This is a genomic window from Mumia sp. ZJ1417, from assembly GCF_014127285.1.
GTDB lineage: Bacteria > Actinomycetota > Actinomycetes > Propionibacteriales > Nocardioidaceae > Mumia.
The window spans coordinates 3,449,341-3,475,842 of record NZ_CP059901.1 but is presented as its reverse complement, the minus strand read 5'-3'; the positions used below and the strand labels follow the sequence as shown (position 1 = coordinate 3,475,842).

The window sequence follows — 26,502 nt, the reverse complement described above, 5'->3', positions numbered from 1 at the left end:
CGTTAGGGCTACCACCACGTACGATACGGGAGGTTCAGTGAACATCGGCGGGTGCCCCGGGTCGGTGACCTCCTGCGATCTGACGGGCTACCAGGAGGTCTGGGACGCGCTTCGGCAGCGCGACCTGCGCCAGGCCCTGTACGACGTGGGCGGGGTGGTCATGGCCGACTGCCTGCTCGATCTGCACGGCGCCGACCACCAGGCCCGGCGCAGACTCGAGAACCGACTTTTCCGTCGGGGAACGTTCCGCTGGTGGGAAGCCGAGCTCGTCCCCGCGATCATCGCCGGCGCGATCGCTCCGTACGTGGCCGCGGGCGGGGCTGACCTCATCGAGCTCGGTTACCGCACCACCATCAACCTGACCGCCCAGGTCGCGGGCATCGACCGGCCCCTCGGCACCCCGGCTGAGACCGACGCCCTGCAGGACTTCGCGGTGAGGTTCAGCGAGGGCGCCGTGCTCGTGCACTCGACGCGAGACCACCGTGAGGTCGAGGCCGAGGTCGCAGACGCTCTGGACCGTTTCGACGAGATGTTCCTGCAGCCGTCGATCGCGCGACGTCGCCAGCTCATCGCCCGCCATGCCGCTGGCGAGATCACCGATGCGGACCTGCCGTCCGACGTGCTCACAGCGCTCCTGCGCAACCTCGACGCGCTCGAGCTGACGCCGGACGTCGTACGCCGCGAGGTTGCGTTCTACCTGCAGGCCGGGTCGCACAGCACCGCCGACGCGTTCGCACACTCGGCTGACGAGATCTTCGGCTGGCTCGAGCGCAACCCCGAGCATGCCGACAGGCTGAGCAGCGACGTGTTCCTCCAGCGCTGCGTTCACGAGACCTTCAGGCTGCACCCGGCCAGCCCGGTCGCCTCGAGGCGCGCGCTCGCCGAGGTCACGCTGCGAGACGGTCGCCAGATCCCGGCGGGTGCCTCGGTCCAGCTGGACCTGCGGGCGGCCAACCGCGACGTCGAGGTCTTCGGTTCGGACTCCGCCTCGTTCGACCCCGACCGACCGATCCCCGACGGTGTGCAGCCCTGGGGGCACACCTTCGGCGGCGGGATGCACGCGTGCATCGGCATGGAGCTCGACGGCGGCACGGTGTGGCGCGACGACGCCCCGTCGGACCACGTCCTCGGGACCGTGCCGCTGATGGTGCGCGCACTGCTCGACCACGGCGCCCGTCCCGACCCGGACCGCCCTGCGACCAAGGATCCGCACTCGGCGCGTGACCACTTCAGCGCGTACCCCGTGGTCTTCGGCCGATGAGCCGGCCCACGCGACACCCCAGCGACAGGAGACGCACGCGATGAACTGGGCTGTAGTGACCGGCGCAGCCAAAGGGATCGGCGCCGTCATCTCCGAGCACGCCGTTAAGGCGGGCTATCTCGTCTCTGCGTGGGACGTCGACGCCGATGCCGTTCGCCGACTGGCCGATCGCGTGGACGGGGTGACGCCGTGCGTCGTCGACGTCACCGACGAGGTCGCGGTGAACGACGCGATGGCGGCTCTCCCCGAACCGCCCGCGCTGGTGGTCAACAACGCGGGTATGGTCCGCTTCGGGCCGCTGCTCGACCTCGCACTCGAGGACTGGAACGCCGCGCTGCAGCTCAACCTCACCGGCACGTTCCTGGTGGGGCGCGCCGCCGCGAGACGGATGAGCGACATCGGCGGCAGCATCATCAACCTCGCCTCGATCAACGGGGTCGCTGCCGCTCCGAACGCCGGCTCCTACACGGCGAGCAAGGGAGCGGTCATCCGGCTCACCGAGCAGATGGCCATGGAGTGGGCGAGTCGTGGGATCCGGGTCAACACGGTCGCACCCGGTCTCATCGATGCGGGCATGTCCGAGCCGATCTACGCCGATCCCGACGCGCGCCGGCAGCGGACGTCGCACGTGCCGACCGGCCGCCTCGGGACGGCCGAGGACGTCGCCGACACCGTGATGTTCCTGGCCTCGGAGAAGGCGTCGTACATCACGGGTCAGAACCTCGTCGTGGACGGTGGCCTCACCAAGGCGGTCCTTGCCGGCCTGGCGCGGCCACGGTCGGTGGACGGAGGTCCGCGATGAGACCGGTCAAGGGAGCCTCGGTGATCGTCACCGGAGGCGGCTCCGGGATCGGTGCCGGAGTCGCGCGGCACCTCGTCGAGCACGGCGCGCGGGTCACGATCGCCGGGCGCCGCAAGGCGAAGGTCGAGGAGGTTGCCGCGTCGCTGGGTCCTCGGTGCGTGGCCGTCCAGGCGGACGTGACATCGACAGCAGACCGGGCCCGCCTCGTCGAGGTCGCGGTGAGCCATGGCGGCGGGATCGACGCGCTGGTGAACGCGGCGGGCAACATGTATCGCGGCCCGCTCGACGACCTCGACGAGCACGAGACCCTCGCGTTGTTCCACACCAACGTCGTCGGCCCCATGCAGCTGGTCCGCGACTGCCTGAGCCACCTGCGGGCGAGCCACGGGTCGGTCGTGTTCTTCGGCTCGGCGCACACGCAGCGCGCGTTCCCCGGGGCATCGCCGTACGCCGCGACCAAGGGGGCGCTCGAGACGCTCACGGGCGTTCTCGCTGCGGAGCTGGGGCCGCAGGGGATCCGTGTGAACTGCCTGCGGCCCGGTGCGGTCTTCACCGAGCTCAACCAGCGGGCCGGGCTGTCCGACGACGCCTCCGCGCTTGCGCGGCTCAACGGGCTCGCCCCGGCGCACGCGCTCGGACGGATCGGGACGGTCGAGGAGATGGCCGAGGCCGTCGAGTACCTCGTCCGCGCGGAGTGGACCACCGGGAGCATCCTGACTGCTGACGGCGGCCTCGTCCTCGGCGTCACGAACGCCTAGCCGAGAGGGAGAGTGGCATGACTGACCTGCTGATCGAGGGAGGGACGCTCGTCGACGGGACGGGAGCCGAGCCCGTCCCGAACGTGGCGATCCTCGTCTCGGGGGACCGCATCACCGCGATGGGGCAGCACGCTTTCGACGCGTGCCGCGAGCGGAGCGACGTCGAGCGGATCGACGCCACCGGCAAGACCGTGATGCCGGGACTGATCGACGCGCACACCCACCTGACGTTCGGGGAGCCGACCGGCAACGACGAGCTCTTCTACCACCGCACCGAGGCGTACAGCTCGATGCTCACGGCCTACAACGCGCGCAAGGTGCTGCGGGCCGGGGTGACAGGGGTCCTCGATGCCGACTGCCTGTGGAACATCGGGGTCGAGCTCCGAGACGCCATCGAGGCAGGCATCGTCGAGGGGCCGCGGGTCGCCTCCGGCGGGAACGCCTTGATGACGTCGGTCGGGGGCACCGCCGGACGCCTCATCAAGGACGAGGGACGGACCGGGTACGCCACGGTGGTGCAGGACCGCAGCGTGATGGTGAGCGAGATCCGGCGCCAGATCAAGCACGGAGTCGACTGGATCAAAGTGCACGTGACCGGGGTGATCCCCTCCCACAAGGGCCCCGAGATGAAGGTCTGGACCTTCGACGAGCTCAAGACCGTCTGCGACACCGCGCACGACCTCAACACGCGGGTCGTCGGCCACGCGCGCAACTCGCTCAGCACCAAGGAGTCGGCCGAGGCCGGGATGGACCTGATCTACCACTGCTCGTATATGGACGAAGACGCGTTGCAGGCCGTGATCGACAACGGCTCGGCGATCTGCCCGACGTTCACGCTGCTGGGCAACCTCGCCGACTACGGCACCAAGATCGGGACCGCCCCTGAGCTGCTTGACCTCTTCCGGGCCGAGATCGACGCCACGGGTGAGATGGTCCACAAGGCGCACCGGGCCGGCGTGAAGATCCTGGCGGGCTCCGAGACCGGATTCGCCGTCACTCCAGTGGGGGAGTGGCACGCTCGCGAGCTCGAGATGCTCGTCGAGTACGCCGGCCTGACGCCGATGGAGGCGATCGTGGCCGCGACGGGCAACGGTGCGCTCGCGATGCGCCTCGAGGGTGAGGTCGGCACTCTCCAAGAGGGGTGGCTGGCCGATGTCGTCGTCTTCGACGGCGACCCTCTGCGCGACGTTCGCCTGCTCGCGGACAAGACGCGCTTCGCCGAGGTCATCAGTCGAGGGAAGCGGATCGACATCACGACACCGATCCCCGAGCGCAAAGTCCGCGCGTCCGAGCAGGTGCGCTTCCTGGCGGCGTGCCCGCTCACCCAGTCCTTGGCGCTCAGCGAGGACGACCTGGTCGCGCTCTCGCTTGCCTGAGGGGTGGCGCTCAAACCACCTCCGCGAGGGCGCGAGCCGTCATCACCCGTGCGAGGTGACGGCGGTACGTCGCGTCGGCCCGAAGGTCCTTCGAGGGTGCGGTGCCCACGTCGGCCAGCGCAGCGGCGTCGGCGATGCCTGCGCCGTTCGTGAGGGCTTCCTCGACGGCGCGCGCCCGCACCGGGGTCGCGGCCATGTTGACCAGGGCCACCCTCGGCGAAGTGCCACCGACGGCCGCGACGCCGACGATCGCCCAGTCCTGCGCACGCTGATGGAACTTTACGAAGCTGACCGGAAGGTCGACGCTGCTCGGCACGGTGATCGTCGTCAGGACCTCGTCGGGTTCGATGGCGGTCTGCCAGAAGTCGACGAAGAAGTCCGAGATCGCGACCTCGCGAGTCCCACGAGGACCCCGCAGCGTGACCGTGGCATCGAGCGCGAGCAGGGCCGCCGCGAGGTCGGCAGCGGGGTCGGCGTGGACGACCGACCCGCCGATCGTCCCGCGGGCACGGACCTGAGGATCGCCGATCGTCGCCGCAGCCTTCGCCAGCAGGGGCGCCATCCGTGCGACGTCAGGGTCGTTCTCGAGCTCCCGGTGCCGGGTGGCGGCACCGATGAGGAGTCGGTCCCCATCGGCCCGGATGCCGCGCAGCTCCGACAGCGTACGGATGTCGACGAGCGTCGTCGGATTGGCTAGCCGGAGCTTCATCAGCGGCAGCAGGGAGTGGCCACCGCAGAGCAGCTTCGCCTCGTCACCGTGCTCGACGAGGAGATCGAGCGCGTGGTCGACCGACGATGCGCGGCGGTAGGAGAACGGGCTCGGGATCATGAGGACGCGCCCTCTCGCTCAGCGGTTGCGACTGCGCCTGGTCCGCCGTTCTCGGCCGCCCAGCGCACGGACTCCACGATCATCTGGTAGCCGGTGCACCTACAGAGGTTGCCCTGCAGGCCGGTGCGGATCTCGTCGGGCGCAGGGTCGGGGTCGTCGAGCAGGAGCCCGGTCGCGGCCATCACCATCCCCGGGGTGCAGTAGCCGCACTGAAGTCCGTGGCACTCGCGGAAGCCCTGTTGTACGGGGGTGAGGGAGTCCCCGCCGCCGCCGAGTCCCTCGATGGTCAGGATCGAGGCGTCTGCAGCCGCGACGGTGAGGATGGTGCACGACTTCACTGCCTCGCCGTCTACGAGCACCGTGCAGGCGCCGCAGTTGGACGAGTCGCAGCCGACGTGGGTCCCGGTGAGCCCGAGGTCTTCGCGCAGGAAATGCACGAGCAGCTGCCGTGCCTCGACGGTCGCGGTGACCGACGTCCCGTTGACCGTCAGCTCGACGTCGTGTTTCATGCTTCCTCCTGCAGGTCGGGGTTGATCGCGCGCCACACCTTCAACGGCGTCAGGGGCATGTCGAGCGTGCGGATCCCGAGATGGCTGACGGCATCGACCACGGCGTTCACGACCGCCTGCGGCGCGGCGGTGGCGCCGGCCTCGCCGAGTCCCTTGGCTCCCAGAGAGTTGCCGGTGGTCGGGACTTCCAGATGGAAGGTCTCGAGGTCGGGCATGTCGGCGGCGGACGGGACCGAGTAGTCGACCAGGGTCGAGGTGACCGGCTGCGCCCCCTCACCGAACGTGACCTCCTCGAGAAGTGCCTGTGCGATGCCCTGAACCACGCCGCCGTGCACCTGTCCACGCGCGAGCAGAGGGTTGATCACCACCCCGCAGTCGTCGACCGCGACGTAGCGGAGGATCGAGACCTCTCCGGTCGCGCGGTCGATCTCCACGAGGCACCCGTGGGCGCCGCTGGGGTAGGAGAGGTTCGTGGGCTCGTGGTAGCTGACGAACTCCAGCCCGACCTCGCTGCCCTCGGCCAGCTTATGAGGCTTGTACGCCGTCATGGCGACATCACCGAGCTGAACGCTCGAACCGGGGACCCCCTTGACCGCGAAGACACCGTCGTGAAGCTCGATGTCGTCGACCGAGGCCTCGAGCATGTGCGCCGCGACCTCGACCAGGCGCTCTCTCAGCTTGCGGCTCGCCATCTGCACGGCCGGGCCGGCCACCGGAACCGCGCGGCTGCCCATGGTGCCGATGCTCTCCTGGATCGCGGCGGTGTCCCCGTGCTCGACGACGATCCGGTCGAACGCGAGCCCTCCGAGCTCGTCGGCGGCGATCTGGGCGAACACCGTCTCGTGGCCCTGGCCGTGCGGGCTGGTGCCGACGCCGAGGAGCACCGAGCCGTCCGGGTTCATCCGGACCTTCGCCGACTCCCAGCCGCCGACGTATCCGAACTGCTCGAAGAACGCCGACGGCCCGAAGCCGGCCATCTCGACGAAGACCGAGAGCCCCACGCCCAGCAGCGGGGCTTCGGGGTCCTGGCGCCGTACCTCCTGCTCGCGGCGGACGCCTTCGTAGTCCAGCTTCTCGAGGAGCATCTCGAGGAGGCGTGGGTAGTCGCTCTCGTCGTAGACCACGATCGGGAACTGCGTGGGATAGGGCATCTCCTCGGGCTGGATGAGGTTGCGGCGGCGGAACTCCGCCGGGTCGATCCCCAGATCGCCGGCGGCGACGTCGACGAGGCGTTCGATGAGGTAGGCCGCCTCAGGTCGGCCGGCCCCTCGATAGGCGGCGACGGGCGTCGTGTTTGTGGTGACGCTGCGGAAGGACGCGCCGATCTTCGGGATCTTGTAGCAGCCGCCGGCCATGAACGAGGTCAAGGTGGGGAGCCCGCTCCCGGTGACGTCGGGCCACGCCCCGCAGTCCTGGATGATCTTGACCTGCAGCGCCAGGATCTTGCCCTCGTCGTCGTAGGCGAGGCAAAGATCGTGGGTCTGCGCACGACCGTGGGTCATCGCGACCATGTTCTCGCTGCGCGTCTCGACGTACTTCACCGGTCGTCCCAGCCGTCGTGACAGCTCGAGGGTCAAGAGGTACTCGGGATAGAACGAGGCCTTCGACCCGAAGGCGCCGCCGACGTCCGGCGCGACCACGCGCATCTGCTGCTGGGACAGCCCGAACATCTCGCACAGCTCGTTGCGGATCGGGTGCGGCGCCTGGACGGTCGCCCACAGGGTCGCCCCTCGCGCTGACCAGTCGGCGACGCAACCGATCGGCTCGATCGGCACCGGAGCGACGCGCTGGTTGACGAGGTGGAGCCGGGACACGTGGGGAGCGGCGTCGATCTCGGCCTGCGCGTCGTCCTCGGTCAACGCCATCTCGATCACCACGTTGCTGGCCTGTCCCGGAACGATCGGGGCTGCGCCCGAGGACATCGCCTCCCCGATCGTGGTCAGGACCGGCAGCGGGTCGTAGTCGATCTGGACCTTCTCGGCGGCATCGACCGCTCGGGCGCGATCGGTTGCCACGACCACCGCGACCGGCTCGCCGACGAACCTGACGGCATCCTTCGCGAGCGGGTACCGCTCCATCGTCGGCACGGAGCGGATGGCGGGGAGGTCGGCGAGATCAGCGGCCGTCCACACCCCGAGCACCCCCGGCATCGCCCGCGCCTCGGTGGTGTCGATGGCGAGGATCGTGGCGTGGGCGGCCTGGCTGCGGACGTAGACCATCGTGGTCATCCCCGGCAACACGATGTCGTCGACGAACCGACCACTCCCCGTCAGCAACGGCAGGTCTTCTGACCGTCGAACCGGACTTCCGACTAGTGGCGCCACGAGACCCTCTTCTCTGTCGTACGGGGGGAAGGTCGTGTACGAGCACCTCGCCGCTGTGTCCTGGATCACACTGTGGAGATGTCAGGGAGAGAAATCAAGGCTTTTTGAAGAAATAGTCGTTTGTTGGGACACGACGCTTTTTGTGCTGCAGTGCAAGCGTGTTGGACCGGGCTACGCCAAGGCGTCGTTCCGGCTCTTGCTACCAGGCCGTGCCAAGCACCCGGACATGCGGACGGGCCCCCGACCGCGGTCGGGGGCCCGTCTGCATTTCTGTCAGGCGATGGTCCAGGTGTCGCTGCCGGTGAGGAGCTTCTGGAGGTCGCCCGGGCCCTGGGCCTCGGCGGCCGCCGCGAGCTGCGCGCGCGCCTGGTCGTCGTACGTCGGGCGCTCGACCTGGCGGAAGATCCCGACCGGTGCGCGGTCGAGGTAGCCCCCGTCGGTGAGACGGCTGATCGCGAAGGCCAGCGAGGGGTCCTCGGCGTGCGCGTCGTGGACCAGCAGGCTGTCGCGGGTGGTCTCGTCGACCTCGACCACCGAGACCGCGCCCGAGGCAGGGTCGCGGACCAGGCCGTGCTCGCCCTCGGGACCGAACGTGATCGCCTTGCCGTGCTCCAGCCGGATGATGGCGTGGTCCTTGGTCGCCGGGTCCTTGATCGCGTCGAACGCGCCGTCGTTGAAGATCGGGCAGTTCTGGTAGATCTCGACCAGCGCCGTCCCGCGGTGGGCGGCTGCCTCGCGCAGCACACCGGTGAGGTGGTTGCGGTCGGTGTCGATGGTCCGCGCCACGAACGACGCCTCGGCGCCGAGCGCCAGGCTGATCGGGTTGAACGGGGTGTCGAGCGAGCCCATCGGCGTCGACTTCGTGACCTTGCCCGGCTCCGAGGTCGGGGAGTACTGACCCTTGGTGAGGCCGTAGATCCGGTTGTTGAACAGCAGGATCGTCATGTTGACATTGCGGCGCAGTGCGTGGATCAGGTGGTTGCCGCCGATCGACAGCGCGTCGCCGTCACCGGTGACGACCCACACCGACAGGTCGTCGCGCGACGTCGCCAGGCCCGTCGCGATCGCCGGCGCACGGCCGTGGATCGAGTGCATGCCGTACGTGTCGAGGTAGTACGGGAAGCGCGACGAGCAGCCGATGCCCGAGACGAAGACGATGTTCTCGCGCTTGAGACCCAGATCGGGCAGGAACCCCTGGACGGCCTTGAGCACGGCGTAGTCGCCGCACCCGGGGCACCAGCGGACCTCCTGATCGCTGGTGAACTCCTTGCCGGTCTGCTTCAGGTCCGTCGTCGGGATCCCGGCGAGGCCCTCGCGGGCGAGGGTGGGGGGAGGCAGGTCGATGCTCATCGGTGGTTCTCCTGGCTGGGACGGTCCAGGCTCGGCGTGTCGAGCGACTTGACGGCTTGCGCGATGACCTCGGCGAGCTCCTCCGAGCCGAACGGCATGCCGGTCACCTTGTCGTACCCCTGGATGTCGACCAGGTACTGCGCGCGCAACAGCAGCGCGAGCTGGCCGAGGTTCATCTCCGGCACGATCACCTGGTCGTACGCGCGGAGCACCTCGCCGAGGTTGCGGGGGAACGGGTTGAGGTGGCGCAGGTGGGTGTGGGCGACGTCGATGCCCTGCGCCCGCGCGGAGCGGACTCCGGCACCGATCGGCCCGTACGTGGAGCCCCACCCGAGGACGAGGACGCGTGCGTCGCCCGTCGGGTCGTCGACGACGAGGTCGGGGATGGAATCGGCCACGCGCGCCACCTTGGCGGCGCGGTGCCGGACCATGCGGTCGTGGTTGGCCGGGTCGTACGAGATGTTGCCGGTGCCGTCGGCCTTCTCGATGCCGCCGATGCGGTGCTCGAGGCCCGCGACCCCGGGCGGTGCCCATGCGGGGGCGTGGGTCTCCGGGTCGCGCGCGTACGGCATGAAGGTCTCGCCCTCACCGGGTGCGGTGGCGAAGTCGGGCTCGATGCGGGGGAGCGTCGAGGCGTCGGGGATCTGCCACGGCTCGGACCCGTTGGCCAGGTAGCCGTCGGAGAGCAGGATCACCGGTGTGCGGTAGGTGACGGCGATCCGCGCCGCCTCCAGCGCCGCGTCGAAGCAGTCGGCCGGCGACTGCGGGGCGATCACCGGCAGGGGAGCCTCGCCGTTGCGGCCGAACATCGCCTGCAGCAGGTCGGACTGCTCGGTCTTCGTCGGCAGCCCCGTCGAGGGGCCGCCGCGCTGGACGTCGACGACGAGCAGCGGCAGCTCGATCATGACGGCGAGGCCGATGGTCTCCGACTTCAGCGAGATGCCGGGGCCGGAGGTGGTGGTGACGCCGAGCGCGCCGCCGAACGACGCGCCGAGGGCGGCGCCGATGCCGGCGATCTCGTCCTCGGCCTGGAACGTCGTGACGCCGAACGCCTTGTGCTTGGACAGCTCGTGCAGGATGTCGCTGGCAGGGGTGATCGGATACGCGCCGAGGAACACCGGCAGCCCGGACTGCTGGCCGGCGGCCACGATCCCGTACGACAGCGCGGTGTTGCCCGTGATGTTGCGGTAGCGGCCCTGCGGCATCGGCGCTGGCTTGATCTCGTACGAGACGGCGAACGCCTCGGTGGTCTCGCCGAAGTTCCAGCCGGCCTTGAACGCGGCCAGGTTGGCGTCGCGGATCGCAGGCTTGCTCGCGAACTTCTTCTCGAGATAGGTCGTCGTGCCCTCGGTCGGGCGACCGTACATCCACGAGAGGAGGCCCAGGGCGAACATGTTCTTCGCGCGGGCTGCGTCCTTGCGTCCGAGCCCGAACTCCGAGACCGCCTCGACCGTCATGCCGGTGAGGTCGACCGGGTGCACCTGGAAGTCGGCCAGGGAGTCGTCGTCGAGCGGCGAGGAGGTGTATCCGGCCTTCACGAGGTTGCGGCTGGTGAAGTCGTGGCTGTCCACGATCACGATCCCGCCGGGGCGCAGCGCGTCGATGTTCGCGGCGAGCGCAGCGGGGTTCATCGCGACGAGCACGTCGGGACGGTCACCGGGGGTGAGGATGTCGTGGTCGGCGAAGTGCACCTGGAACGACGAGACTCCGGGAAGCGTGCCCTGGGGGGCGCGGATCTCGGCCGGGAAGTTGGGGAGGGTCGAGAGATCGTTGCCGAAAGCTGCGGTCTCCTGGGTGAAGCGGTCACCCGTCAGCTGCATGCCGTCGCCCGAGTCGCCCGCGAACCGGATGACCACCCGATCCAGCTGTTCGACCTGCTTGCCGTCGATCGCCAAGGCTTGGGGCCCTTCTGTGCGTTGGTGCGTTGAAACCAGCCTAGGCGATGATTTTGGAATGCCGTTGCGACTCCGAGATTTGGACGCAAAGAAGTCCGCTGGCGGCCCCCGTCCGGCGCTCAGCGCACCCGGAGCCGCAGGGTCCTGGCACTCGCCGTGAACCCGGGGGCAGGCCGATAGGTCACCCGGATCTTGGACGATCCACGCTTGGTCGCCTTGAGCGTGACGGTGGTGATCCCGGTCCGCTTCAACGTCACGTGCCGGGTCTTGCCCCGGTATGTGACGGCCGCGGCGCCGGTCGGCGTCACGCCCGCCGCGCTGACGCGCAGCTTGACGGTCACCTTCGCGCCGCGCTTGACCGAGCGCCTCACCTTGGCCGCGACGCGGCTGGCGGCGGGCGCGACGGCGAGGGTCGGGGCGGACGTCACGGCACCTTGGAGGTGGCCTTCTTTGTCGCCGACGACGTGGACCGTGACCTTCTTGCCGGCGTCGGCCGGTGAGAGCCGGTACGACGCGCCGCGCGCGCCGGCGACCGGGGTCCCGTCACGCCGCCACTCGTACGACGCGGCGGTGCCCGCGACGTCCCAGGTCGCGGGGATGGCCGTCAGAACGGCTCCGACGCGGGCAGTCCCGCTGACCTGTGGGGCCCGCGTCGCGACCGGGGCAGGCCTGGCCGCGACCTCGACGGTGGTCGCGCCCAGATCCGATTCGATTGTCGAACCGTTGTCGGCACTGACCGCCTCGAACGTCGACGCCTCGACCGACGCCTTGCCGGGCTTGATCGTCCGGAACGTCGCGGTCGCGAGGGTGGCGGCACCAGAGACGCCCGAGCTGCCCAGCCCGGTGTGGACGACGTGGAGCGCGCCGTCGCTCGCGATCCCGAAAGTCCTTCCCCCCGTGTCCGTGGACGCGCTGTCCTCGACGTACGCGAGCGTCTCCGGGTCGTAGGCGAGCGCGAGCTCGTACGCGTGGACGTCGCGCAGCCCGTCGGCGGCGACGGTGACCGTCACGGTGTCGCCGAGGGTGAGCGAGGACGTCGAGGTCGACACCGCGTACGCAGGGACGTCCTCGACCGACGCGGAGCCGATCGCGAGACTTGCGGCGACCAGGCTGACGGTGGCGAAGCCCGTCGCGGCGCCGAGCCAGGCCTTCTTGTGGGGCGTCATAGTCCTCGTATTGTCCTCGACATCGCCCGGGACCGTGAAGAATCCCGGGCGATGCCGTGCGGACCCTCGGTGCTAGCGGCTCGCCCGGTGGAGCGGACCGCCGTGGCCGAGACCCTTGCCGTGGCCGTGGCCGCGGTGCGGACGGCGCGGCGGCTCGACGCCGTTGACGGTCGACGTGTCGTACGCGAAGGTCCACGTCGCCGCGGCGATCGCGTCGGAGTTCACGTCGAGGGCGTGCTTGTTGACGTTGCCCACGAGTCGATAGTGCTCGCGCAGCTGGTCGTACAGCGCCACGTCCTGACCGTCTCCACGCAGGTTGTCGCAGAACGCGTGGTAGCACGGGTCGTACGCCGCGCCGGCGACTCCGCCGTAGAGGGCCGCCTCCTCGGCGGTCTTCTCACCTTCGGCCCCGGTGAAGAGGCCACCGGCCGGGACGCCGACCGCGATGAACGGCCCGTAGTCCGAGCGCCCCGAGAACTCCGTGTCCTGGAACGGTTCGCCCCGGTCGGCGTAGAACTTCTCGAAGACGTCCTCGATCGCGTCCGACCCCGGGGGGATGGTTTCGGGGTCGGCGGTCCCGCTGGAGTTGTCGCCGTCGTAGACGCCGAACATGTAGTTCGGGGAGCCGACCATGTCGAAGTTCAGGTAGAGCGCGATGTCGTCGAGCTCGTCGGGGCTCAACGCTGCGACGTAGTGCTCGGACCCGAGAAGACCGGACTCCTCCGCACCCCACCACGCGAAGCGCACGGTGTTGTTCGGCTTGGCGTGGCGCATCTGGATCGCGGTCTCGAGCAGCGCGGCGCTGCCGGTGCCGTTGTCGTTGATGCCCGCGCCGTCCTGCACACCGTCGAGGTGCGCTCCGGCCATGACCACGTTGGAGTCGTCGCCCTTGCGGGTCTCGGCGACGACGTTGTAGGCCGACCGGGTCTCGGCCACGTAGTCGACCGTGACCGTCACCGTGGAGCCGGCGACGCGGGCGAGGTCCTCACCGGTCGCCGACGTGGCGAACACGGTGGGGATCGCCAGACCGGTCGCGTCGCCGATCATGTTGATCAGACCCGTGCGGTCGGTCTGACCCTCGTTCATGATCACCACGCCGCCCGCGCCTGCGGCCTGGGCGTTGAGCGCCTTGACCGCGAACCCGCACGTGCCGCGCTGCATGAGGGCGATGCCGCCGGGCTCGAGGTCGGCGAAGTCCGCCGCCTCGCAGCCGCTGGTGTTGCTGTTCGGAGGGAGACCGGCCGCCGGGACGACCAGGTCGATCGGGGTGAGGGGGCCGGTGACCGTGCCCTCGGGGCTCCCGGTGTCGAAGGCGTTGCGGAGGAAGTCCGTGCCCTGCTCGAACGTGCGCGCCTCCGGGCTCACCCGGATCAGCTCGGAGTTCTCCTCGACGTAGTCGAACGGGAACTCCTGCACCTGCGGGTCGTACCCCGCGCGCCGCAGCTGCGTGACGACGTACTGCACGGAGGCGGCATAGCCGGGGCGCCCGGCAGCGCGGTCGCCGTGCTCGTCGGAGACCTCCTGGAGCTCCTCGAGGTGGTCGAGCACCGCCTTGAGCTTGACGGCGTGGGTGATCTTCTTGGTCGACCGGTCGTCGTGGTCGCGAGACCCGGCGCTTGCCGGCGCAGCACCGGCGGCGACGAGGGTGGCGATCGCAAACCCCGCGCAGATGGTCGTCATGGACGTACGTGTCACGTGAACGAGCCCTTCCTGTGAAGTGCTCGGCCCTTGCCCGAGACCGCCGAACGGCACGAGCGTAGGGCGTACGCGGCCGCGCCGCCGTTCGTTGGCAGCTCCTCAGGAGCTGGGTGACGAGTCACGGGCGCTCGTGTCGCCGGCGGCGATCATCGCGCGGACGCCCTCGAGCGACTCGCGGATCGTGGTCCCGTAACCGTCGTGGGGGAGGACGTCGACGCGTGCGGCCGTGTGCTCGACGTGGGCGCTCGCCTCCTCGAAGCGGCCGAGCCGCCGCAGCACGTCGGCGAGGTTGAGGTGCAGCGACGGGAAGAACCCGGCGATCGCCAGCGACGCGTGGTAGGACCGGGCGCGCTCGTCGGTCGTCTCGTACGCCGCTGCGAGAGCACGCTGGTCCCAGGCGAGCTCCTCCTCGGCGTCGGGCGTGACGTCGGCGAGGTAGTGGGCGATCACGCACCGGTGGAAGGCATCGCCGTCGTCCCCCACCTCCGCCCAGAGCGCGAGGAGGGCGGATCGGGTCGCCTCGCGGTCATCCTGGTGGCCGAACGCCACTGCCTCGGTGACGCGCTGCATGACGGGGTCGGGGGCGGGGGCGGGGGACGCGTCAGTCATGGCCCCGAGCGTACGAGAGGGCGAGGACACGATTCGCGTCCTCGCCCTCTCGCGCCGTCATCGCGGCGTACTCGCTGTGGTCACCCTCAGCGGACCAGCAGCCTGACCGGCCGGGACACCGAGCTCTTGAACGCGGGGTGCTTGGCCACGTACCTCGCCGTGATCTTGTGCTTGCCGCGCTTGAGCTTGGTCGACGACAGCTTGAGCACGGCCTTGCCCTTCTTCACCTTGACGGTCTTGATCTTCTTCTTGCCGTCACGGAAGACCACCTTGCCCTTGATCGGGCCGGCCGCCACGCGCACCCGCGCGACCAGCTTGGCGCCCGACCTGCCGTAGCTGGTCCTCTTGGGTGAGACCTTCAGGCGGACGCTCGTCCCGACCTTCGCGACGCGGACGCCCGCGGTGCCCCGCCACAGCCCCGGCGAGCCAGCGCCCTTGCGGCCGGCGACCTGGGCCTGGACGACGGCACCGCCATCAGCGGCGGTGATGCGGTACGAGGTGCCGGTGGCGCCCGGGATCGGCTTGCCGTTGCGCATCCAGCGGAAGGAGTACGAGGTGGGGCCGCCGGTCCACGTGCCTGCGGTCGTGGTGAGCACGCTCCCGCGACGGTTCGTGCCGCCCAGGACCGGGGGCTTGGTCGAGAACGACAGCTTCGAGACGTCCAGGACGCCGGTGCCGCACGCCGTGGTGTTGCAGTTGTGACGACCGTTGGACAGCTGCGGGAAGGGCTTGACGGCCCAGCGCAGCGCGTGCTCGACCGTCGCCGGGCTGTAGGCGCCATGGGAGGAGATGAGCGCGGCGGCCGCGGCCACGGCCGGCGCGGCCATGCTCGTCCCGGCCATCTCGCCCCACGTGGGGCCGCCGGGGGTCGAGGTCCCGGTGTTCAGCGTCGAGTAGACCTGGTTGCCGGCGACGGCGTCACCGCCCGCGGCGGACAGATCGACGACGCGCCCGTAGTTGGAGTAAGGGAACCACTGGGTGCCTCCGCTGCTGCCCGCGATCTGCCCGACCTTGTTGGTGGAGCCGACCGTGATCACGCCGGGGCAGTTGGCCGGCGAGTAGGAGGCCGCGTCCCGGAATTCGTTGCCGGCGGCCACGACCACGGCGGTTCCCCGCGCACGGGCGGCGTTGATCGCGTTGCGAAGGACCGCGGGGCAGTAGCTGGAGGCGCCGGCGATGGAGAGGTTGAGGACGCGTGCGGGCGTCTTGTTGCGGGCCAGGCCGCGGACCTTCGCGCCTGAGCCCCAGAGGATCGCGGTGGCGATGTCCGACATCGTGCCGCCGCAGCGGCCGAGCACGCGCAGGTGCTGGACACGGACGCCCGGCGCATTGCCGGCGATCCCGTAGCCGTCGTTCGTGCGCGCACCGACGATGCCGGCGACGTGGGTGCCGTGCCAGCTGCTCCTGGTCGCCGGAACCCCGGCCGCGCACTCGTTGGCGGCCACCCAGTCACCCTGGTCCTGCGGGTTGGAGTCGCGACCGTTGCCGTCACGAGACCGCGACGCGCTGCTGATGAAGTCCATCCCGGCGACCGTCTTGCTGTCGAGGTCGGGGTGGGCGGTCCGGCCAGTGTCGACGATGCCCACGACGACCCGTCCGGTCGTCGACGGCCACGCGGCGGTGGCCTTCGACCCGTACGTGCCGTGGATGTTCCACTGTCGGGACCACTGCGGGTCGTTCGGCGCAGCTGCCGCCGTCATGACGAGGTCGGGCTCGACACTGGCGACACCGGGCATGTCGGCGAGCTCGGCGGCGGCCTTCTCGGCCTCAGCGAGCGTCGTCGTCTCCGTGAAGGCCAGCGCCTCCACGTCGTCGGTGACGGGGGTCGTGGTCGGTGCGGTGTCGACGCCCTCGGCCTCGACGACGCGGCGTGCCGCGGCGACGGCGGGGCGCGCCCCGGGCTCGTAGGTGATGACGAGGCCTGCCGCGCGAGGCGACGGAGAGGCCAGAGGCGAAGGGGTGGTGCCCCATGTCTGGGGCTCGTCGGAGGCAAAGGACGGTGCGACGGCGGCGAGCACGAGGCTGGCGCCCGCGACCAGCGCACACACGCGGGGGAGTCGTGACATGGGCCATAGTCTGTCGGGTCCGGGGGTCGCGGCCTCCAGGGCCCGCGCGGGGTCAGTGCCACCCCCTAGACTCAGGCGCATGTCCGACTACGCCGACTACCTCGCGTCGTACGCCTCGGTGGCCGCGATCGTCGGCGTCGGCGTGGTCGTCGCGGCCGGGATGCTCGGGGCCAACCGGCTGTTCCGGCCGGTCGTCGCCGACCCGGCGAAGCTGCTGACGTACGAGTCCGGGGTGGATCCGGTCGGTTCCGGATGGGCGCAGAGCAACGTGCGCTACTACGTCTACGCCTTCCTCTACGTGATCTTCGCGGTCGACGCGGTCTTCCTCTTCCCGTGGGCAGTCGTCTTCGCGGAGATCGGCTGGCCGGCTGCGGTCGAGATGGCGGTGTTCCTCGGGTTCATCGGACTCGGTCTGGTCTACGCGTGGCGCAAGGGGGTGCTCACATGGACGTGACCCCTTCGTCGGTCAACTTGGGTGTCCCGACGATCCAGCGCCTGGACACGCCCGAGCTCGGTGTCGGGTCGGCGCTCGCGCCGCGTCCCGTTCGCTACCTCCTCAACTGGGGCCGGCGCTACTCCCTGTGGGTGTTCAACTTCGGGCTGGCGTGCTGCGCCATCGAGTTCATGGCCGCCTCGATGGCCCGCCACGACTTCATCCGCCTCGGCGTCATCCCGTTCGCACCGGGCCCTCGCCAGGCCGACCTCATGATCGTGTCGGGCACGGTCACCGACAAGATGGCGCCCGCGATCGAGCGCCTGTACGCGCAGATGCCCGACCCGAAGTACGTCATCTCGTTCGGCTCGTGCGCGAACTCCGGCGGGCCCTACTGGGACTCGTACTGCGTGACCAAGGGCGTCGACCAGATCATCCCCGTCGACGTGTACGTGCCGGGGTGCCCGCCACGACCGGAGGCGCTGCTCCAGGGCATCGTCACGCTCCAGGACAAGATCGCAGGGGAGGACCTGGCCCAGCGGTACGGCCGTACGGGTCTGCGCCGCTCGCTCTCGTCGCTCCTGCGACCACCCGTGACTCCCGAGCAGGACGGATAGCCGGCGTGGGGTGGGCCGAGGACGTCCTCTACCTCGGTCGCGCGGTCGCGGGTGACCGGGTGACCGCGTCGCAGGAGTTTGGGCAGCAGACCCTCACGGTGCCCGCCGGGTGGTGGCGACCGATCGTGATGATGCTCCGCGACCAGGGAGGCTGCCAGTTCTTCGACTGGCTGAGCGCCGTCGACGAGGCCGGCGCCCCGAGCCCATACCCGGACGAGCCCTCGCTCACGGGAGGCCTGCGCATCGTCTGCCATCTCGCGGCGCTCTCGCCCGGCGTGGGCCGGACGGCCGTGCGCCACCTGCTCGTCCAGACCCACGTCCCTCGGACGCAGCCCGTCCTCGACTCGATCGTCGATCTGTACGCCGGTGCGGCGTGGCACGAGCGGGAAACGCACGAGATGTTCGGCGTCGACTTCCGGGGCGGCGTGCCGCTGGAGACGCTGCTGCTGCCCGATGCCTTCGAGGGCCACCCGCTGCGCAAGGAGTTCGTGCTGGCCTCGCGCGTCGTGAAGCCCTGGCCGGGTGCGAAGGAGCCGGGCGAGTCCGACCACGACGTCGCGGCGGCCGACTCCTCTCCCGGACGACGCCGGGTGCGGCCGCCAGGTGTGCCCGACGCCGAGCAGTGGGGGCCGCGCGAGCCGGGCTCGTCCGCGCCTGACCCGCTGTCCCACGCGACAGCGGGCCCGGCCGCCCGCCCCGCCCGGCCGCGCCGTACCCGCCGTGCCGATCCGCCGCCCGAGCCCTCCTCCGAGGACCCGGCATGATCGACCTCCTCGACCTCCTCCTGCGGTGCGGGCTCGTGCTCGTGGCGTTCTTGGTGCTGCCGCTGGTCGTCGGTCAGCTCGAGCACAAGACGATGGCGCACATGCAGTCGCGGGTCGGCCCGATGTATGCCGGTGGCTTCCACGGCTGGGCACAGCTGATCGCCGACGGCGTGAAGTTCGCCCAGAAGGAGGACGTGACGCCGCGCGCCGCTGACCGCCCCGTCTTCGCGCTCGCGCCGGCCGTCGCGCTGGTCCCCTACCTCGTGGTGCTCTTCGTGATCCCGCTCGGCCCGAGCGTCGTCGGTGCCGACCTCGACCTCGGTCTGTTCTTCGCGCTGGCGGTGATGAGCGTGGGCGTGCTCGGCACCCTGATGGGCGGCTGGGCGAGCGCCAACAAGTACTCGCTGCTCGGCGGTCTGCGCACCGCCTCGCAGCTGATGAGCTACGAGCTCCCGATGGTCCTGGCGGCGGTCTCGGCGGCGATGATGGCCGGCTCGTTGTCGCTGGTCGGCATCGCGCAGGCGTGGGAGTGGTCGTGGCTGGTGTGGCAGCTCCCAGCGCTGTGCGTGTTCGTGGTGGCGGGGCTGGCCGAGCTGCAGCGGCCGCCGTTCGACATGCCGATTGCCGACGCCGAGGTGATCCTCGGCCCCTACACGGAGTACGGCGGCATGCGGTTCGCGATGTTCCTCCTCGCCGAGTACGCCGGCATCGTCGTGCTCGCGGGGCTCACGACGACACTGTTCCTCGGCGGCTGGCGCGGGCCGTCGTCCGACGAGCTGGGCTGGCTGTGGGCGTTGCTCAAGACGTTCGCGGTGGCGTTCTGCGTGGTGTGGTTCCGGGTGGCCTGGCCGCGGATGCGCGAGGACCAGCTCAACGCTCTGGCCTGGAAGCTGCTGGTGCCCGTCGCGCTCGGGCAGCTGGCTCTGACGACGGTGGTGGTGCTCGTATGAAGGGACTCCTCAAGGGCCTGCAGGTGACGTGGCACAACCTCACCCGGCGCGCTGTGACCCAGCAGTACCCAGACGTCCTCCCGGAGCTGCCTCCGCGCAGCCGCGGGGTCATCGCCCTGCAGGAGGAGAACTGCACGTCCTGCATGCTATGTGCGCGTGAGTGCCCGGCGTGGTGCATCTACATCGACTCGCACAAGGAGACCGAGCCTCCCGTGACCGAGGGCGGCCGCGAGCGCTCCTTCAACGTGCTGGACCGTTTCGACATCGACTACTCGCTGTGCATGTACTGCGGCATCTGCGTCGAGGTGTGCCCCTTCGACGCGCTCCACTGGTCGCCGGAGTTCGAGTACGCCGAGCTGGACATCCGCGACCTGACCCACGACAAGGACCGCCTCCGTGAGTGGATGTGGACGGTGCCGCCGCCCCAGCCGCTCGATCCCGCGGCCGAGCCCCCGAAGGAGATCGGGGTGGCGGAGAAGGCGGCTCATCGGGAGGCGGAGAAGGCGCAGCGTCCCCCGGAGCCCGGCGCATGACGGCCGTCACGGTGGTCTTCGCGGCGCTCGGCCTGATCACGCTCGTGTCGGCGTTCCTCGTCGCGACCAGCGACCAGATCGTCCACGCCGCGCTGTGGCTCGTCGTCACCCTGGGCGCCCTGGCAGGGCTGTACGTGCTGCTCGCGGCCGAGCTGGTGGCGTGGGTGCAGGTGCTCATCTACGTCGGCTCGGTGATCGTGCTGCTGCTGTTCGCGCTGATGCTGACGCGCGCGCCGACCGGCAGCGGCTCGGCCACGGCGACCGCCAACCAACCGCTCGCCGCCGTGATCGCCGCTGCGGCGACGGTCGCGCTCGGCGCCGTGATGTGGGCCGGGTTCGGCGGCGAGGTGATCGACGAGGACGAGATCCGGATCGGCACCGCCGGGCGGCTCGGCGACGCGATCTTCCGGACGTGGGTGCTGCCCTTCGAGGTGCTCTCGGTGGTGCTCCTGGCGGCGCTGGTCGGCGCGATCGCCCTCACGCGCAGGGGGGAGCGCTGATGCCGCTGATGCTCCCGCTGACCGTCTCGTGCGGCCTGTTCGGTCTCGGCCTGTACGCGGTGCTGGCCCGGCGGCACGCGGTGATGGTGCTGCTGGGTGTCGAGCTGATGCTCAACGCCGTCAACCTCAACCTCGTCGCGTTCGACACCTGGTGGGCCGACACGCTGCACACGGGCCAGTCGCTCACGCTGTTCGTGATCGCCCTCGCCGCGGCAGAGATCGGCCTGGGCCTCGCGCTCGTGCTCGTGCTGTTCCGTACGGTCGGCAACGCCGACGTCGACGGCCAGGAGAGCCTCCCTCAGGTGATGCCGGACGGGGGTGACGAGCTGTGAGGCGCCGTGACAGCGCGTCGACGGTCGCGATCACCGCGCTGCTCGCCGTGTGCGCGGCGGTCGTCGCGTTCCCGCAGCTCGGCGAGCGGACCGGGCCGTACGGCGTGCCGGCGGGCGCGCAGACCACCCTCGTCGACGGCGGCGATCTCCTCGGCGTCTCGGTGACATTCTTCGTCGACCACCTCAGTGCGGTGATGCTGCTGCTCGCGGCCGGTGTCGGACTGCTCGTCCAGATCTACTCCGTCGCGTACATGGCAGGCGACTCGCGCTACCGCGCCTACGCGACGATCATCCAGCTCTTCCTCATCGCGATGGCCACCGTCGTGACCGCCGACAACCTGTGGATGCTGCTGGTGGGCTGGGAGGTCATGGGCCTGTGCTCTTACCTGCTGATCAGCCATCACTGGGAGCTCTCCCCAGCACGCGCCGGGGCCGTGAAGGCCTTCCTCCTGACCCGGATCGGCGACCTCGGCCTGCTGGTGGCGATCTTCGGGATCGGCCACACGTTCGGGACGTACGAGATCAGCGAGGTCCTCACGGCGATGGCGTCGCCGGGTGCGCCCGAGGGGCTCACCTGGATCGGCCTGCTGCTCGTCCTCGCGGTCGTCGGCAAGTCGGCGCAGTTCCCGCTGCACACCTGGCTCGCCGACGCGATGCCGGGCCCGACACCGATCAGCGCCCTCATCCACGCGGCGACGATGGTCGCGGCGGGCGTCTTCCTCGTCGCACGCCTCTATCCCGTGCTCGCCGCCTCGGCGGTGACGATGACGGTGCTCGCGGTCATCGCATGCGTGACGATGCTGCTGGCCGCGCTCTTCGCGCTGACGTCGCGCGACCTCAAGCGGGTGCTGGCCTGGTCGACCGTCAGCCAGCTGGCGTACATGTTCGCGGCCCTGTCGGTCGGCGGCTACGACGCGGGCATCGACCACCTGCTGTCCCACGGCGCGTTCAAGGCGCTGCTGTTCCTCGCGGCCGGGTCGGTCGCGCACGCCGTCGGCTCGACGGCCCTGTCGGACCTGGGCGGTCTGCGCGCGGTGATGCCGTGGACGTTCGTGACGGCCACGATCGGGTTCGCGGCGCTCGCCGGGGTCGTGCCGACGGTCGGGTTCTTCAGCAAGGACGCCGTGATCGAGGCGGCGTGGCACGGGATCGGGCACGAGGCGCCCGTCGCGCCCGCCGTGGCCGCGCTGGTGCTCGCGTGCGGGCTGGTGACCGCGGTCGTGACAGTCGTCTACGCCTTCCGCACCTGGTGGGTCACGTTCGTCGGCGGCGAGGGCCGTACGGCGATGGCTGAGGCGGGATCGCGGTCGCCCGCCCTCCACGAGGCCCCGCCGCTGATGGTCGGTCCGCTGGTCGTGCTCGCGGCGGTGAGCCTCCTGCTGAGCCTGGCGATGCCGCTCGAACCGCTGACCGGTCTTGTGACGACGGTCCTGGTCGTCGCCGCGGGGTGGCTTGCCTGGCGCACGGTGGCCGCCGGTCGCGACCCCGCCGACCTGCTCGGAGCCGTCCGTCCGGCGTTCGACCGCGAGCTCGCGATGGACGTCGCGTACGACCGTGCGGGCGTGGCTGCTCGCGGGGCGGGTGACGTCGTGGTGGCGACCGACCGCGACATCCTCGGGTTCTACCCGCGGGCGGCCGCGTGGGTGACGGTGGCCCTCTCCAAGGGGTTCGCGCGTGCCCAGTCCGGCAACGCCCAGGTCTACGTCACCGTGCTCGCCGTCGGAGTGCTCGTGATCGCGGGCCTGGTGGTGGTCCGATGAACGGGCTCGTCGTCGCGCTCGGGGTTCCTGCGCTGACAGCGGCCCTTCTGGGGCTCGCCCGCACGATGGTGACCGACCGCGTCGCCGCGCGTGCCGGCGTGGCCGCATCGGTCCTTTCCGGGCTGTTCGTCCTCGGGGCGTGGCTCGTGCACGACGGCGGAGGGTACGCCTCCGAGATCGACGTGGTGTGGGTCCGGGCGATCGGAGTGCACCTCCACCTCGGGATGGACGGCATCTCCTTCCCGCTGCTGCTGATGACGACTCTGCTCTCGGCCCTCGTGTGCTGGGCACTCGTCGACGATCCGCCGGCAGGCGACAACGCGACGCCCGCCCTGGTCGCGCTCGTGATGGTCGTGCTGTCGGCGGCGATCGGGGTGTTCGCGTCGCTCGACCTGCTGCTCTTCTTCGTGTTCTTCGAGCTGGCGCTGATCCCGATGTGGTTCGTGATCGCGCGCTGGGGAGACCCGCGCGACCCGGTCGGACGCCGGGTCGCCGCCACGCGCTTCCTGCTCTACACCGTCATCGGGTCGGCGTTCATGCTGGTCGGGTTCGTGACCGTGTGGGCGCTGACCGGCACGCTCCAGATCCCTGAGCTGGCCGCGCGCTCGGGCGTGCTCGACGGCGGCTGGGCGCTGTTCGCGGCGTCCATGATCGCGGTCGGACTCGCGGTCAAGACGCCGATCTGGCCGTTCCACCTGTGGCTCCCCGACGCCCACGCGAAGGCCCCGACGGTGGGCTCGGTCCTCCTGGCGGCCGTGTTCCTCAAGCTCGGCACGTACGGGCTGCTCCGCGTGCTCGTCTCGGTGCTGCCGGGCCCGGCGCGCGAGCTCGCCCCGTGGTTGGGGGTGCTCGGCGTGATCGGCATCGTCGTGGCTGCGCTCGCGTGCCTGCGGCAGAGTGACCTCAAGCGCCTCATCGCGTACTCGAGCGTCGGCCACATGGGCTTCGTCGTCCTCGGCATCGCCACGCTCACCGACATCGGCGTCGCCGCGGCGGTGTTCGCCAGCGTTGCCCACGGTGTGGTGACCGGGCTCCTGTTCTTCAACGCGGGTTCGCTCAAGCGTCGCTTCGGCAGCGCCGAGATGGCCGTGCTCGGGAGGGGCCTGTACGCCCGCATGCCGGCGCTCGCCGTGGTGCTGGCCTTCGCGGCGTTCGCGAGCCTCGGACTTCCGGGGCTGGCCGGCTTCTGGGGGGAGATGATGGCGCTGCGCAGCGCGTACGAGGCGGCGGTGGACTCCGGAGCGGGGCTCGTCCCGGTGCTCGCGGGCGTCCTGCTCGTCGCCGCGCTCGTCGGTGTGCTGCTGACGTCGGCCTACTTCCTGCGGATGATCCGGCGCACCCTCCAAGGCGTGCCGACCCCGCATGACGCCGACCTCGACCTCGCGGGCTCCGAGCGGGGCATCGCCGCCGTCCTCATCGTCGCCGTGCTGCTCCTCGGGCTGGCGCCGGGCCTCGTGATGGGCGTGGTCGAGCCGAGTATCCCGGCGATCCTCGGGAGCGGACGATGACCCCGGACGCCGTCGACTGGGCCTCGGTCGGCGTGCCGCTGATGGTGGCCGTCGGCGCGATCGTCGCGCTGCTCGTGGACGCGTTCTGGCCCGCGGGCGGGTGGCGCCGCCAGGGTGTCGTCGCCGGGGCGTCGCTGCTCGCGGCCGGGGCGTGGCTCGCCGACACGGGCTCGAGCGGTCCGCTCGTCGCCGGCTTCTCGTGGGTCCTCCTGGTGTCGGCGCTGGTCGTGGTGGTCCTCACGCAGTCGCTCGAGGACGACCCCGCGATGCCGCCGGGGGAGTCGACGTTCCTGGTCCTCTCGGCCACCGCTGGAGCTCTGACCCTTGCCGCCGCGCAGGACTTCGTGACCTTGGTGGTCGCCCTCGAGCTGTTGTCGCTCCCCTCGATCGCCCTGGTCGCGATGCGCCGCGACCGCCGCGAGTCGGTGAGCTCGGCGTGGACGTTCTTCCTCGCGTCGGCCACCGCCACCGCGGTCACGCTGATGGGGCTCTCGCTGCTCTACGGGCTGACCGGCACCCTGACCTACGACGGTGTGTACGCGGCCCTGCAGACGTCCGAGGCCCCGGCCCGCGTCGCCGCCGCGGTCGTCGTCCTGCTCCTCGTGGGCCTGGTCTTCAAGGTCGGCGCCGTGCCGTTCCACCTGTGGATCCCCGATGCCTACCGCGGCGCCCCGATCCCGGTCGCCGGCTTCTTGTCGGTGGTCTCCAAGGGCGGCGCGCTCGCCGCGCTCCTCGTCGTCCTCGCGTACCCGCTGGTGTCGCTGCAGCCTCGCTGGGACCTCTTCGTCGCCCTCGTCGCTGCGCTCTCGATGACGGTCGGCAACATCGGGGCCCTGGCTCAGCGCGACCTCGTCGGGATGCTGGCATGGTCGTCGATCGCGCAGGGCGGATTCGTCCTGGCCCCGATGGTCGCACTCGCCGTCCGCGCCGACATCGTGCTGACGGCGCCGCTGCGCTACCTCGCGGTCTATGCGATCGCCAACCTCACGGTCTTCGCCGTCGCGGCGGTCGCGCTGCGCCGGTTCGGGGGGACCACCTACGCCCACCTCGCTGGTGCGGGCCGCCGAGACCCGGTGCTCGGCGTCGCCCTCGTGCTCGGGCTGCTCACCCTCGCCGGGTTCCCGCCGGCGGTGATCGGGCTGGTCGCGAAGTACGTCGTGCTCCAGCCCGTCATCGTCGCTGGGTACGCCTGGCTGGCGGGCGTGATGGCGGTCAACGTCGCGCTCGGCCTGGTCTACTACCTGCGGCTCGTCGTCGTCGCGTACGCGCCTGCGGACCGGGTCGGCGACGCGGCGGACGCGCCCCCGGTGACCAGCGTGCGCGAGGGGCGCGGGGCCCGGCTCGCGTACGCCGTCGTCGTCGTCGGCGCGGTCGCTCTCGCCGCGACCTCGATCGCTCCGACGCTGCTTCTCGGTCCTCTGCCCTGACGCGCCCCCGCCCGAGCGCCGATGGGACTCCTGGCGTGACTAGGGTTCCGGTGTGCCCGACGAAGCGACAGTGACGATCCATACCGACGGCGCCTGCCTGGGCAACCCAGGACCGGGTGGATGGGGTGCCGTGCTGCGCTATGGCGACCACGTCGCAGAGCTCCACGGGGGCGACCCGGCAACGACCAACAACCGGATGGAGCTGATGGCGGCCATCCAGGCGCTCGAGACCCTCACCCGGCCGGTGGGCGTCGACCTGCACACCGACAGCAGCTACGTTCGCAACGGGATCATGTCGTGGGTCACGAAATGGAAGGCCAACGGCTGGCGTACCGCCGCCAAGCAGCCGGTCAAGAACGAGGACCTCTGGCGCCGCCTCGACGAGGCGGCCCAGCGGCACGACGTGCGGTGGCACTGGGTGAAGGGCCACGCGGGCGACCCTGGCAACGAGCGCGCCGACGAGCTCGCCGGCCGCGGCGCGCTCGAGGCGAAAGGCGGCGCGGCGCGCTAGCGGTAGTTGACGAACTGCACCGCGAAGTCGAGGTCGGCGCCCTTGACCAGGGCGATGACCTCCTGCAGCTCGTCGCGCTTCTTGCCCGTGACCCGCAGCTCGTCGCCCTGGATCTGGACCTTGACGCCCTTGGGGCCCTCCTCACGGATCAGCTTGGAGACCTTCTTGGCCTGCTCCTGAGTGATCCCCTCGGAGAAGGTGCCGTTGATGACGGACTCCTTGCCGGACTGCTTGGGGTCGCCCGCCTCCAGCGTCTTGAGGGAGACTCCCCGCTTGACGAGCTTGTCCTTGAGCACGTCGAGCACGGCGAGGGCCCGCTCGTCGGCGTTGGCCTTGATGACGACGTCGGTGGAGCCGCTCTTCTCGATCGAGGCCCCGGTGTTCTTGAAGTCGTACCGCGTCGAGATCTCGCGCGCGGCCTGGTTGATCGCGTTGTCGATCTCGGCGTGGTCCAGCTTGCTCACGATGTCGAACGACGAGTCCGCGGCCATGATGATCCTCTCGGTCAGGCAGCTGGTCACCCG

25 protein-coding genes are annotated in these 26,502 nt (G+C 70.5%); 15 read left to right on the top strand and 10 right to left on the bottom strand.

Going from position 1 to position 26,502, the window contains the following annotated elements:
- The first annotated feature begins 64 nt into the window (after positions 1-64).
- From H4N58_RS16920 to H4N58_RS16905, 4 genes are read left to right on the top strand one after another with little or no spacing between them, the layout of a single operon-like run.
- Positions 65-1,261: a cytochrome P450 gene (locus H4N58_RS16920; RefSeq protein WP_167251580.1), complete on the top strand. Its 1,197-nt coding sequence runs from the start codon at positions 65-67 to the stop codon at positions 1,259-1,261.
- A gap of 40 nt (positions 1,262-1,301) precedes the next feature.
- Complete coding sequence (locus tag H4N58_RS16915) at positions 1,302-2,063, top strand: SDR family NAD(P)-dependent oxidoreductase (protein ID WP_167005850.1); 762 nt, start codon at positions 1,302-1,304, stop codon at positions 2,061-2,063.
- On the top strand, positions 2,060-2,821 hold the full coding sequence (locus H4N58_RS16910) for an SDR family NAD(P)-dependent oxidoreductase (RefSeq protein WP_167005848.1): 762 nt from the start codon (positions 2,060-2,062) through the stop codon (positions 2,819-2,821). The genes H4N58_RS16915 and H4N58_RS16910 overlap by 4 nt, the downstream gene beginning before the upstream one ends.
- A gap of 17 nt (positions 2,822-2,838) precedes the next feature.
- Complete coding sequence (locus H4N58_RS16905; RefSeq protein WP_167251582.1) at positions 2,839-4,197, top strand: amidohydrolase family protein; 1,359 nt, start codon at positions 2,839-2,841, stop codon at positions 4,195-4,197.
- Positions 4,198-4,207: 10 nt separating this feature from the next.
- Here the strand turns inward: H4N58_RS16905 and H4N58_RS16900 are convergent, their stop codons facing one another.
- The 9 genes from H4N58_RS16900 to H4N58_RS16860 form a co-directional block, all read right to left on the bottom strand.
- Positions 4,208-5,026, bottom strand: coding sequence for a xanthine dehydrogenase family protein subunit M (locus H4N58_RS16900; protein WP_167251584.1), 819 nt, complete (start codon positions 5,024-5,026; stop codon positions 4,208-4,210).
- Positions 5,023-5,535 carry a (2Fe-2S)-binding protein gene (locus H4N58_RS16895; RefSeq protein WP_167005842.1) on the bottom strand — a complete coding sequence of 171 codons (513 nt, stop codon included), beginning with the start codon at positions 5,533-5,535 and terminating at the stop codon, positions 5,023-5,025. Before H4N58_RS16895 ends, H4N58_RS16900 begins: the two co-directional genes overlap by 4 nt.
- The gene (locus H4N58_RS16890; RefSeq protein ID WP_167005839.1) at positions 5,532-7,859 is read right to left on the bottom strand and encodes a xanthine dehydrogenase family protein molybdopterin-binding subunit; all 2,328 of its coding nucleotides are present in this window, start codon (positions 7,857-7,859) and stop codon (positions 5,532-5,534) included. The genes H4N58_RS16895 and H4N58_RS16890 overlap by 4 nt, the downstream gene beginning before the upstream one ends.
- 273 nt (positions 7,860-8,132) lie before the next feature.
- On the bottom strand, positions 8,133-9,209 hold the full coding sequence (locus tag H4N58_RS16885; RefSeq protein ID WP_167251586.1) for a 2-oxoacid:ferredoxin oxidoreductase subunit beta: 1,077 nt from the start codon (positions 9,207-9,209) through the stop codon (positions 8,133-8,135).
- Positions 9,206-11,143, bottom strand: coding sequence for a 2-oxoacid:acceptor oxidoreductase subunit alpha (locus H4N58_RS16880; RefSeq protein WP_370465472.1), 1,938 nt, complete (start codon positions 11,141-11,143; stop codon positions 9,206-9,208). The genes H4N58_RS16885 and H4N58_RS16880 overlap by 4 nt, the downstream gene beginning before the upstream one ends.
- 80 nt (positions 11,144-11,223) lie before the next feature.
- The gene (locus H4N58_RS16875; protein ID WP_167251590.1) at positions 11,224-12,270 is read right to left on the bottom strand and encodes a cohesin domain-containing protein; all 1,047 of its coding nucleotides are present in this window, start codon (positions 12,268-12,270) and stop codon (positions 11,224-11,226) included.
- Between the two features lie 72 nt (positions 12,271-12,342).
- Positions 12,343-13,950 carry a M20/M25/M40 family metallo-hydrolase gene (locus H4N58_RS16870; protein ID WP_167251592.1) on the bottom strand — a complete coding sequence of 536 codons (1,608 nt, stop codon included), beginning with the start codon at positions 13,948-13,950 and terminating at the stop codon, positions 12,343-12,345.
- A gap of 117 nt (positions 13,951-14,067) precedes the next feature.
- Entirely contained in the window at positions 14,068-14,577 is a 510-nt protein-coding gene (locus tag H4N58_RS16865) for a hypothetical protein (protein WP_167251594.1), read from the bottom strand.
- Positions 14,578-14,663: 86 nt separating this feature from the next.
- Complete coding sequence (locus H4N58_RS16860; RefSeq protein WP_167005822.1) at positions 14,664-16,643, bottom strand: S8 family serine peptidase; 1,980 nt, start codon at positions 16,641-16,643, stop codon at positions 14,664-14,666.
- A gap of 79 nt (positions 16,644-16,722) precedes the next feature.
- Between H4N58_RS16860 and H4N58_RS16855 the strand changes: the two genes are divergently transcribed.
- The 11 genes from H4N58_RS16855 to rnhA are packed head-to-tail and all read left to right on the top strand — an operon-like array spanning position 16,723 to position 25,978.
- A complete protein-coding gene (locus H4N58_RS16855; RefSeq protein ID WP_167005819.1) occupies positions 16,723-17,097 on the top strand; it encodes an NADH-quinone oxidoreductase subunit A in 375 nt (124 codons plus the stop codon).
- On the top strand, positions 17,088-17,693 hold the full coding sequence (locus H4N58_RS16850) for an NADH-quinone oxidoreductase subunit B (protein ID WP_167005816.1): 606 nt from the start codon (positions 17,088-17,090) through the stop codon (positions 17,691-17,693). The genes H4N58_RS16855 and H4N58_RS16850 overlap by 10 nt, the downstream gene beginning before the upstream one ends.
- A 5-nt stretch (positions 17,694-17,698) precedes the next feature.
- A complete protein-coding gene (locus tag H4N58_RS16845) occupies positions 17,699-18,457 on the top strand; it encodes an NADH-quinone oxidoreductase subunit C (RefSeq protein WP_243843032.1) in 759 nt (252 codons plus the stop codon).
- Positions 18,454-19,407 carry a complex I subunit 1 family protein gene (locus H4N58_RS16840; protein WP_167005813.1) on the top strand — a complete coding sequence of 318 codons (954 nt, stop codon included), beginning with the start codon at positions 18,454-18,456 and terminating at the stop codon, positions 19,405-19,407. Before H4N58_RS16845 ends, H4N58_RS16840 begins: the two co-directional genes overlap by 4 nt.
- Entirely contained in the window at positions 19,404-19,940 is a 537-nt protein-coding gene (locus tag H4N58_RS21000) for an NADH-quinone oxidoreductase subunit I (protein WP_167005810.1), read from the top strand. The genes H4N58_RS16840 and H4N58_RS21000 overlap by 4 nt, the downstream gene beginning before the upstream one ends.
- The gene (locus H4N58_RS16830) at positions 19,937-20,440 is read left to right on the top strand and encodes an NADH-quinone oxidoreductase subunit J (RefSeq protein ID WP_167251596.1); all 504 of its coding nucleotides are present in this window, start codon (positions 19,937-19,939) and stop codon (positions 20,438-20,440) included. Before H4N58_RS21000 ends, H4N58_RS16830 begins: the two co-directional genes overlap by 4 nt.
- On the top strand, positions 20,440-20,772 hold the full coding sequence (gene nuoK, locus H4N58_RS16825; protein ID WP_167005804.1) for an NADH-quinone oxidoreductase subunit NuoK: 333 nt from the start codon (positions 20,440-20,442) through the stop codon (positions 20,770-20,772). Before H4N58_RS16830 ends, nuoK begins: the two co-directional genes overlap by 1 nt.
- The gene (locus H4N58_RS16820) at positions 20,769-22,532 is read left to right on the top strand and encodes an NADH-quinone oxidoreductase subunit L (RefSeq protein ID WP_167251598.1); all 1,764 of its coding nucleotides are present in this window, start codon (positions 20,769-20,771) and stop codon (positions 22,530-22,532) included. Before nuoK ends, H4N58_RS16820 begins: the two co-directional genes overlap by 4 nt.
- Positions 22,529-24,040, top strand: coding sequence for a NuoM family protein (locus H4N58_RS16815; RefSeq protein ID WP_167251601.1), 1,512 nt, complete (start codon positions 22,529-22,531; stop codon positions 24,038-24,040). The genes H4N58_RS16820 and H4N58_RS16815 overlap by 4 nt, the downstream gene beginning before the upstream one ends.
- Entirely contained in the window at positions 24,037-25,467 is a 1,431-nt protein-coding gene (locus H4N58_RS16810; RefSeq protein ID WP_167005795.1) for an NADH-quinone oxidoreductase subunit N, read from the top strand. Before H4N58_RS16815 ends, H4N58_RS16810 begins: the two co-directional genes overlap by 4 nt.
- A gap of 52 nt (positions 25,468-25,519) precedes the next feature.
- Entirely contained in the window at positions 25,520-25,978 is a 459-nt protein-coding gene (gene rnhA / locus H4N58_RS16805) for a ribonuclease HI (RefSeq protein WP_167005793.1), read from the top strand.
- On the opposite strand, the gene H4N58_RS16800 is transcribed toward rnhA, so the two are convergent.
- Positions 25,975-26,469: a YajQ family cyclic di-GMP-binding protein gene (locus H4N58_RS16800; RefSeq protein ID WP_167005790.1), complete on the bottom strand. Its 495-nt coding sequence runs from the start codon at positions 26,467-26,469 to the stop codon at positions 25,975-25,977. The genes rnhA and H4N58_RS16800 overlap by 4 nt on opposite strands.
- Positions 26,470-26,502 lie beyond the last annotated feature (33 nt).

What these genes read in the sequence shown, in the direction of transcription:
- H4N58_RS16910 (WP_167005848.1), top strand. Translation starts at nt 2,060, where the DNA reads ATGAGACCGGTCAAGGGAGCCTCGGTGATCGTCACCGGAGGCGGCTCC.
- H4N58_RS16900 (WP_167251584.1), bottom strand. Translation starts at nt 5,026, where the DNA reads ATGATCCCGAGCCCGTTCTCCTACCGCCGCGCATCGTCGGTCGACCAC.
- H4N58_RS16810 (WP_167005795.1), top strand. Translation starts at nt 24,037, where the DNA reads ATGACCCCGGACGCCGTCGACTGGGCCTCGGTCGGCGTGCCGCTGATG.
- H4N58_RS16885 (WP_167251586.1), bottom strand. Translation starts at nt 9,209, where the DNA reads ATGAGCATCGACCTGCCTCCCCCCACCCTCGCCCGCGAGGGCCTCGCC.
- nuoK (WP_167005804.1), top strand. Translation starts at nt 20,440, where the DNA reads ATGCCGCTGATGCTCCCGCTGACCGTCTCGTGCGGCCTGTTCGGTCTC.
- H4N58_RS16875 (WP_167251590.1), bottom strand. Translation starts at nt 12,270, where the DNA reads ATGACGCCCCACAAGAAGGCCTGGCTCGGCGCCGCGACGGGCTTCGCC.
- H4N58_RS16895 (WP_167005842.1), bottom strand. Translation starts at nt 5,535, where the DNA reads ATGAAACACGACGTCGAGCTGACGGTCAACGGGACGTCGGTCACCGCG.
- H4N58_RS16830 (WP_167251596.1), top strand. Translation starts at nt 19,937, where the DNA reads ATGACGGCCGTCACGGTGGTCTTCGCGGCGCTCGGCCTGATCACGCTC.
- H4N58_RS16855 (WP_167005819.1), top strand. Translation starts at nt 16,723, where the DNA reads ATGTCCGACTACGCCGACTACCTCGCGTCGTACGCCTCGGTGGCCGCG.
- H4N58_RS16860 (WP_167005822.1), bottom strand. Translation starts at nt 16,643, where the DNA reads ATGTCACGACTCCCCCGCGTGTGTGCGCTGGTCGCGGGCGCCAGCCTC.
- H4N58_RS16840 (WP_167005813.1), top strand. Translation starts at nt 18,454, where the DNA reads ATGATCGACCTCCTCGACCTCCTCCTGCGGTGCGGGCTCGTGCTCGTG.
- H4N58_RS16815 (WP_167251601.1), top strand. Translation starts at nt 22,529, where the DNA reads ATGAACGGGCTCGTCGTCGCGCTCGGGGTTCCTGCGCTGACAGCGGCC.
- H4N58_RS16915 (WP_167005850.1), top strand. Translation starts at nt 1,302, where the DNA reads ATGAACTGGGCTGTAGTGACCGGCGCAGCCAAAGGGATCGGCGCCGTC.
- H4N58_RS16800 (WP_167005790.1), bottom strand. Translation starts at nt 26,469, where the DNA reads ATGGCCGCGGACTCGTCGTTCGACATCGTGAGCAAGCTGGACCACGCC.
- H4N58_RS16850 (WP_167005816.1), top strand. Translation starts at nt 17,088, where the DNA reads ATGGACGTGACCCCTTCGTCGGTCAACTTGGGTGTCCCGACGATCCAG.
- H4N58_RS16865 (WP_167251594.1), bottom strand. Translation starts at nt 14,577, where the DNA reads ATGACTGACGCGTCCCCCGCCCCCGCCCCCGACCCCGTCATGCAGCGC.
- H4N58_RS16905 (WP_167251582.1), top strand. Translation starts at nt 2,839, where the DNA reads ATGACTGACCTGCTGATCGAGGGAGGGACGCTCGTCGACGGGACGGGA.
- H4N58_RS16870 (WP_167251592.1), bottom strand. Translation starts at nt 13,950, where the DNA reads ATGACGACCATCTGCGCGGGGTTTGCGATCGCCACCCTCGTCGCCGCC.
- H4N58_RS21000 (WP_167005810.1), top strand. Translation starts at nt 19,404, where the DNA reads ATGAAGGGACTCCTCAAGGGCCTGCAGGTGACGTGGCACAACCTCACC.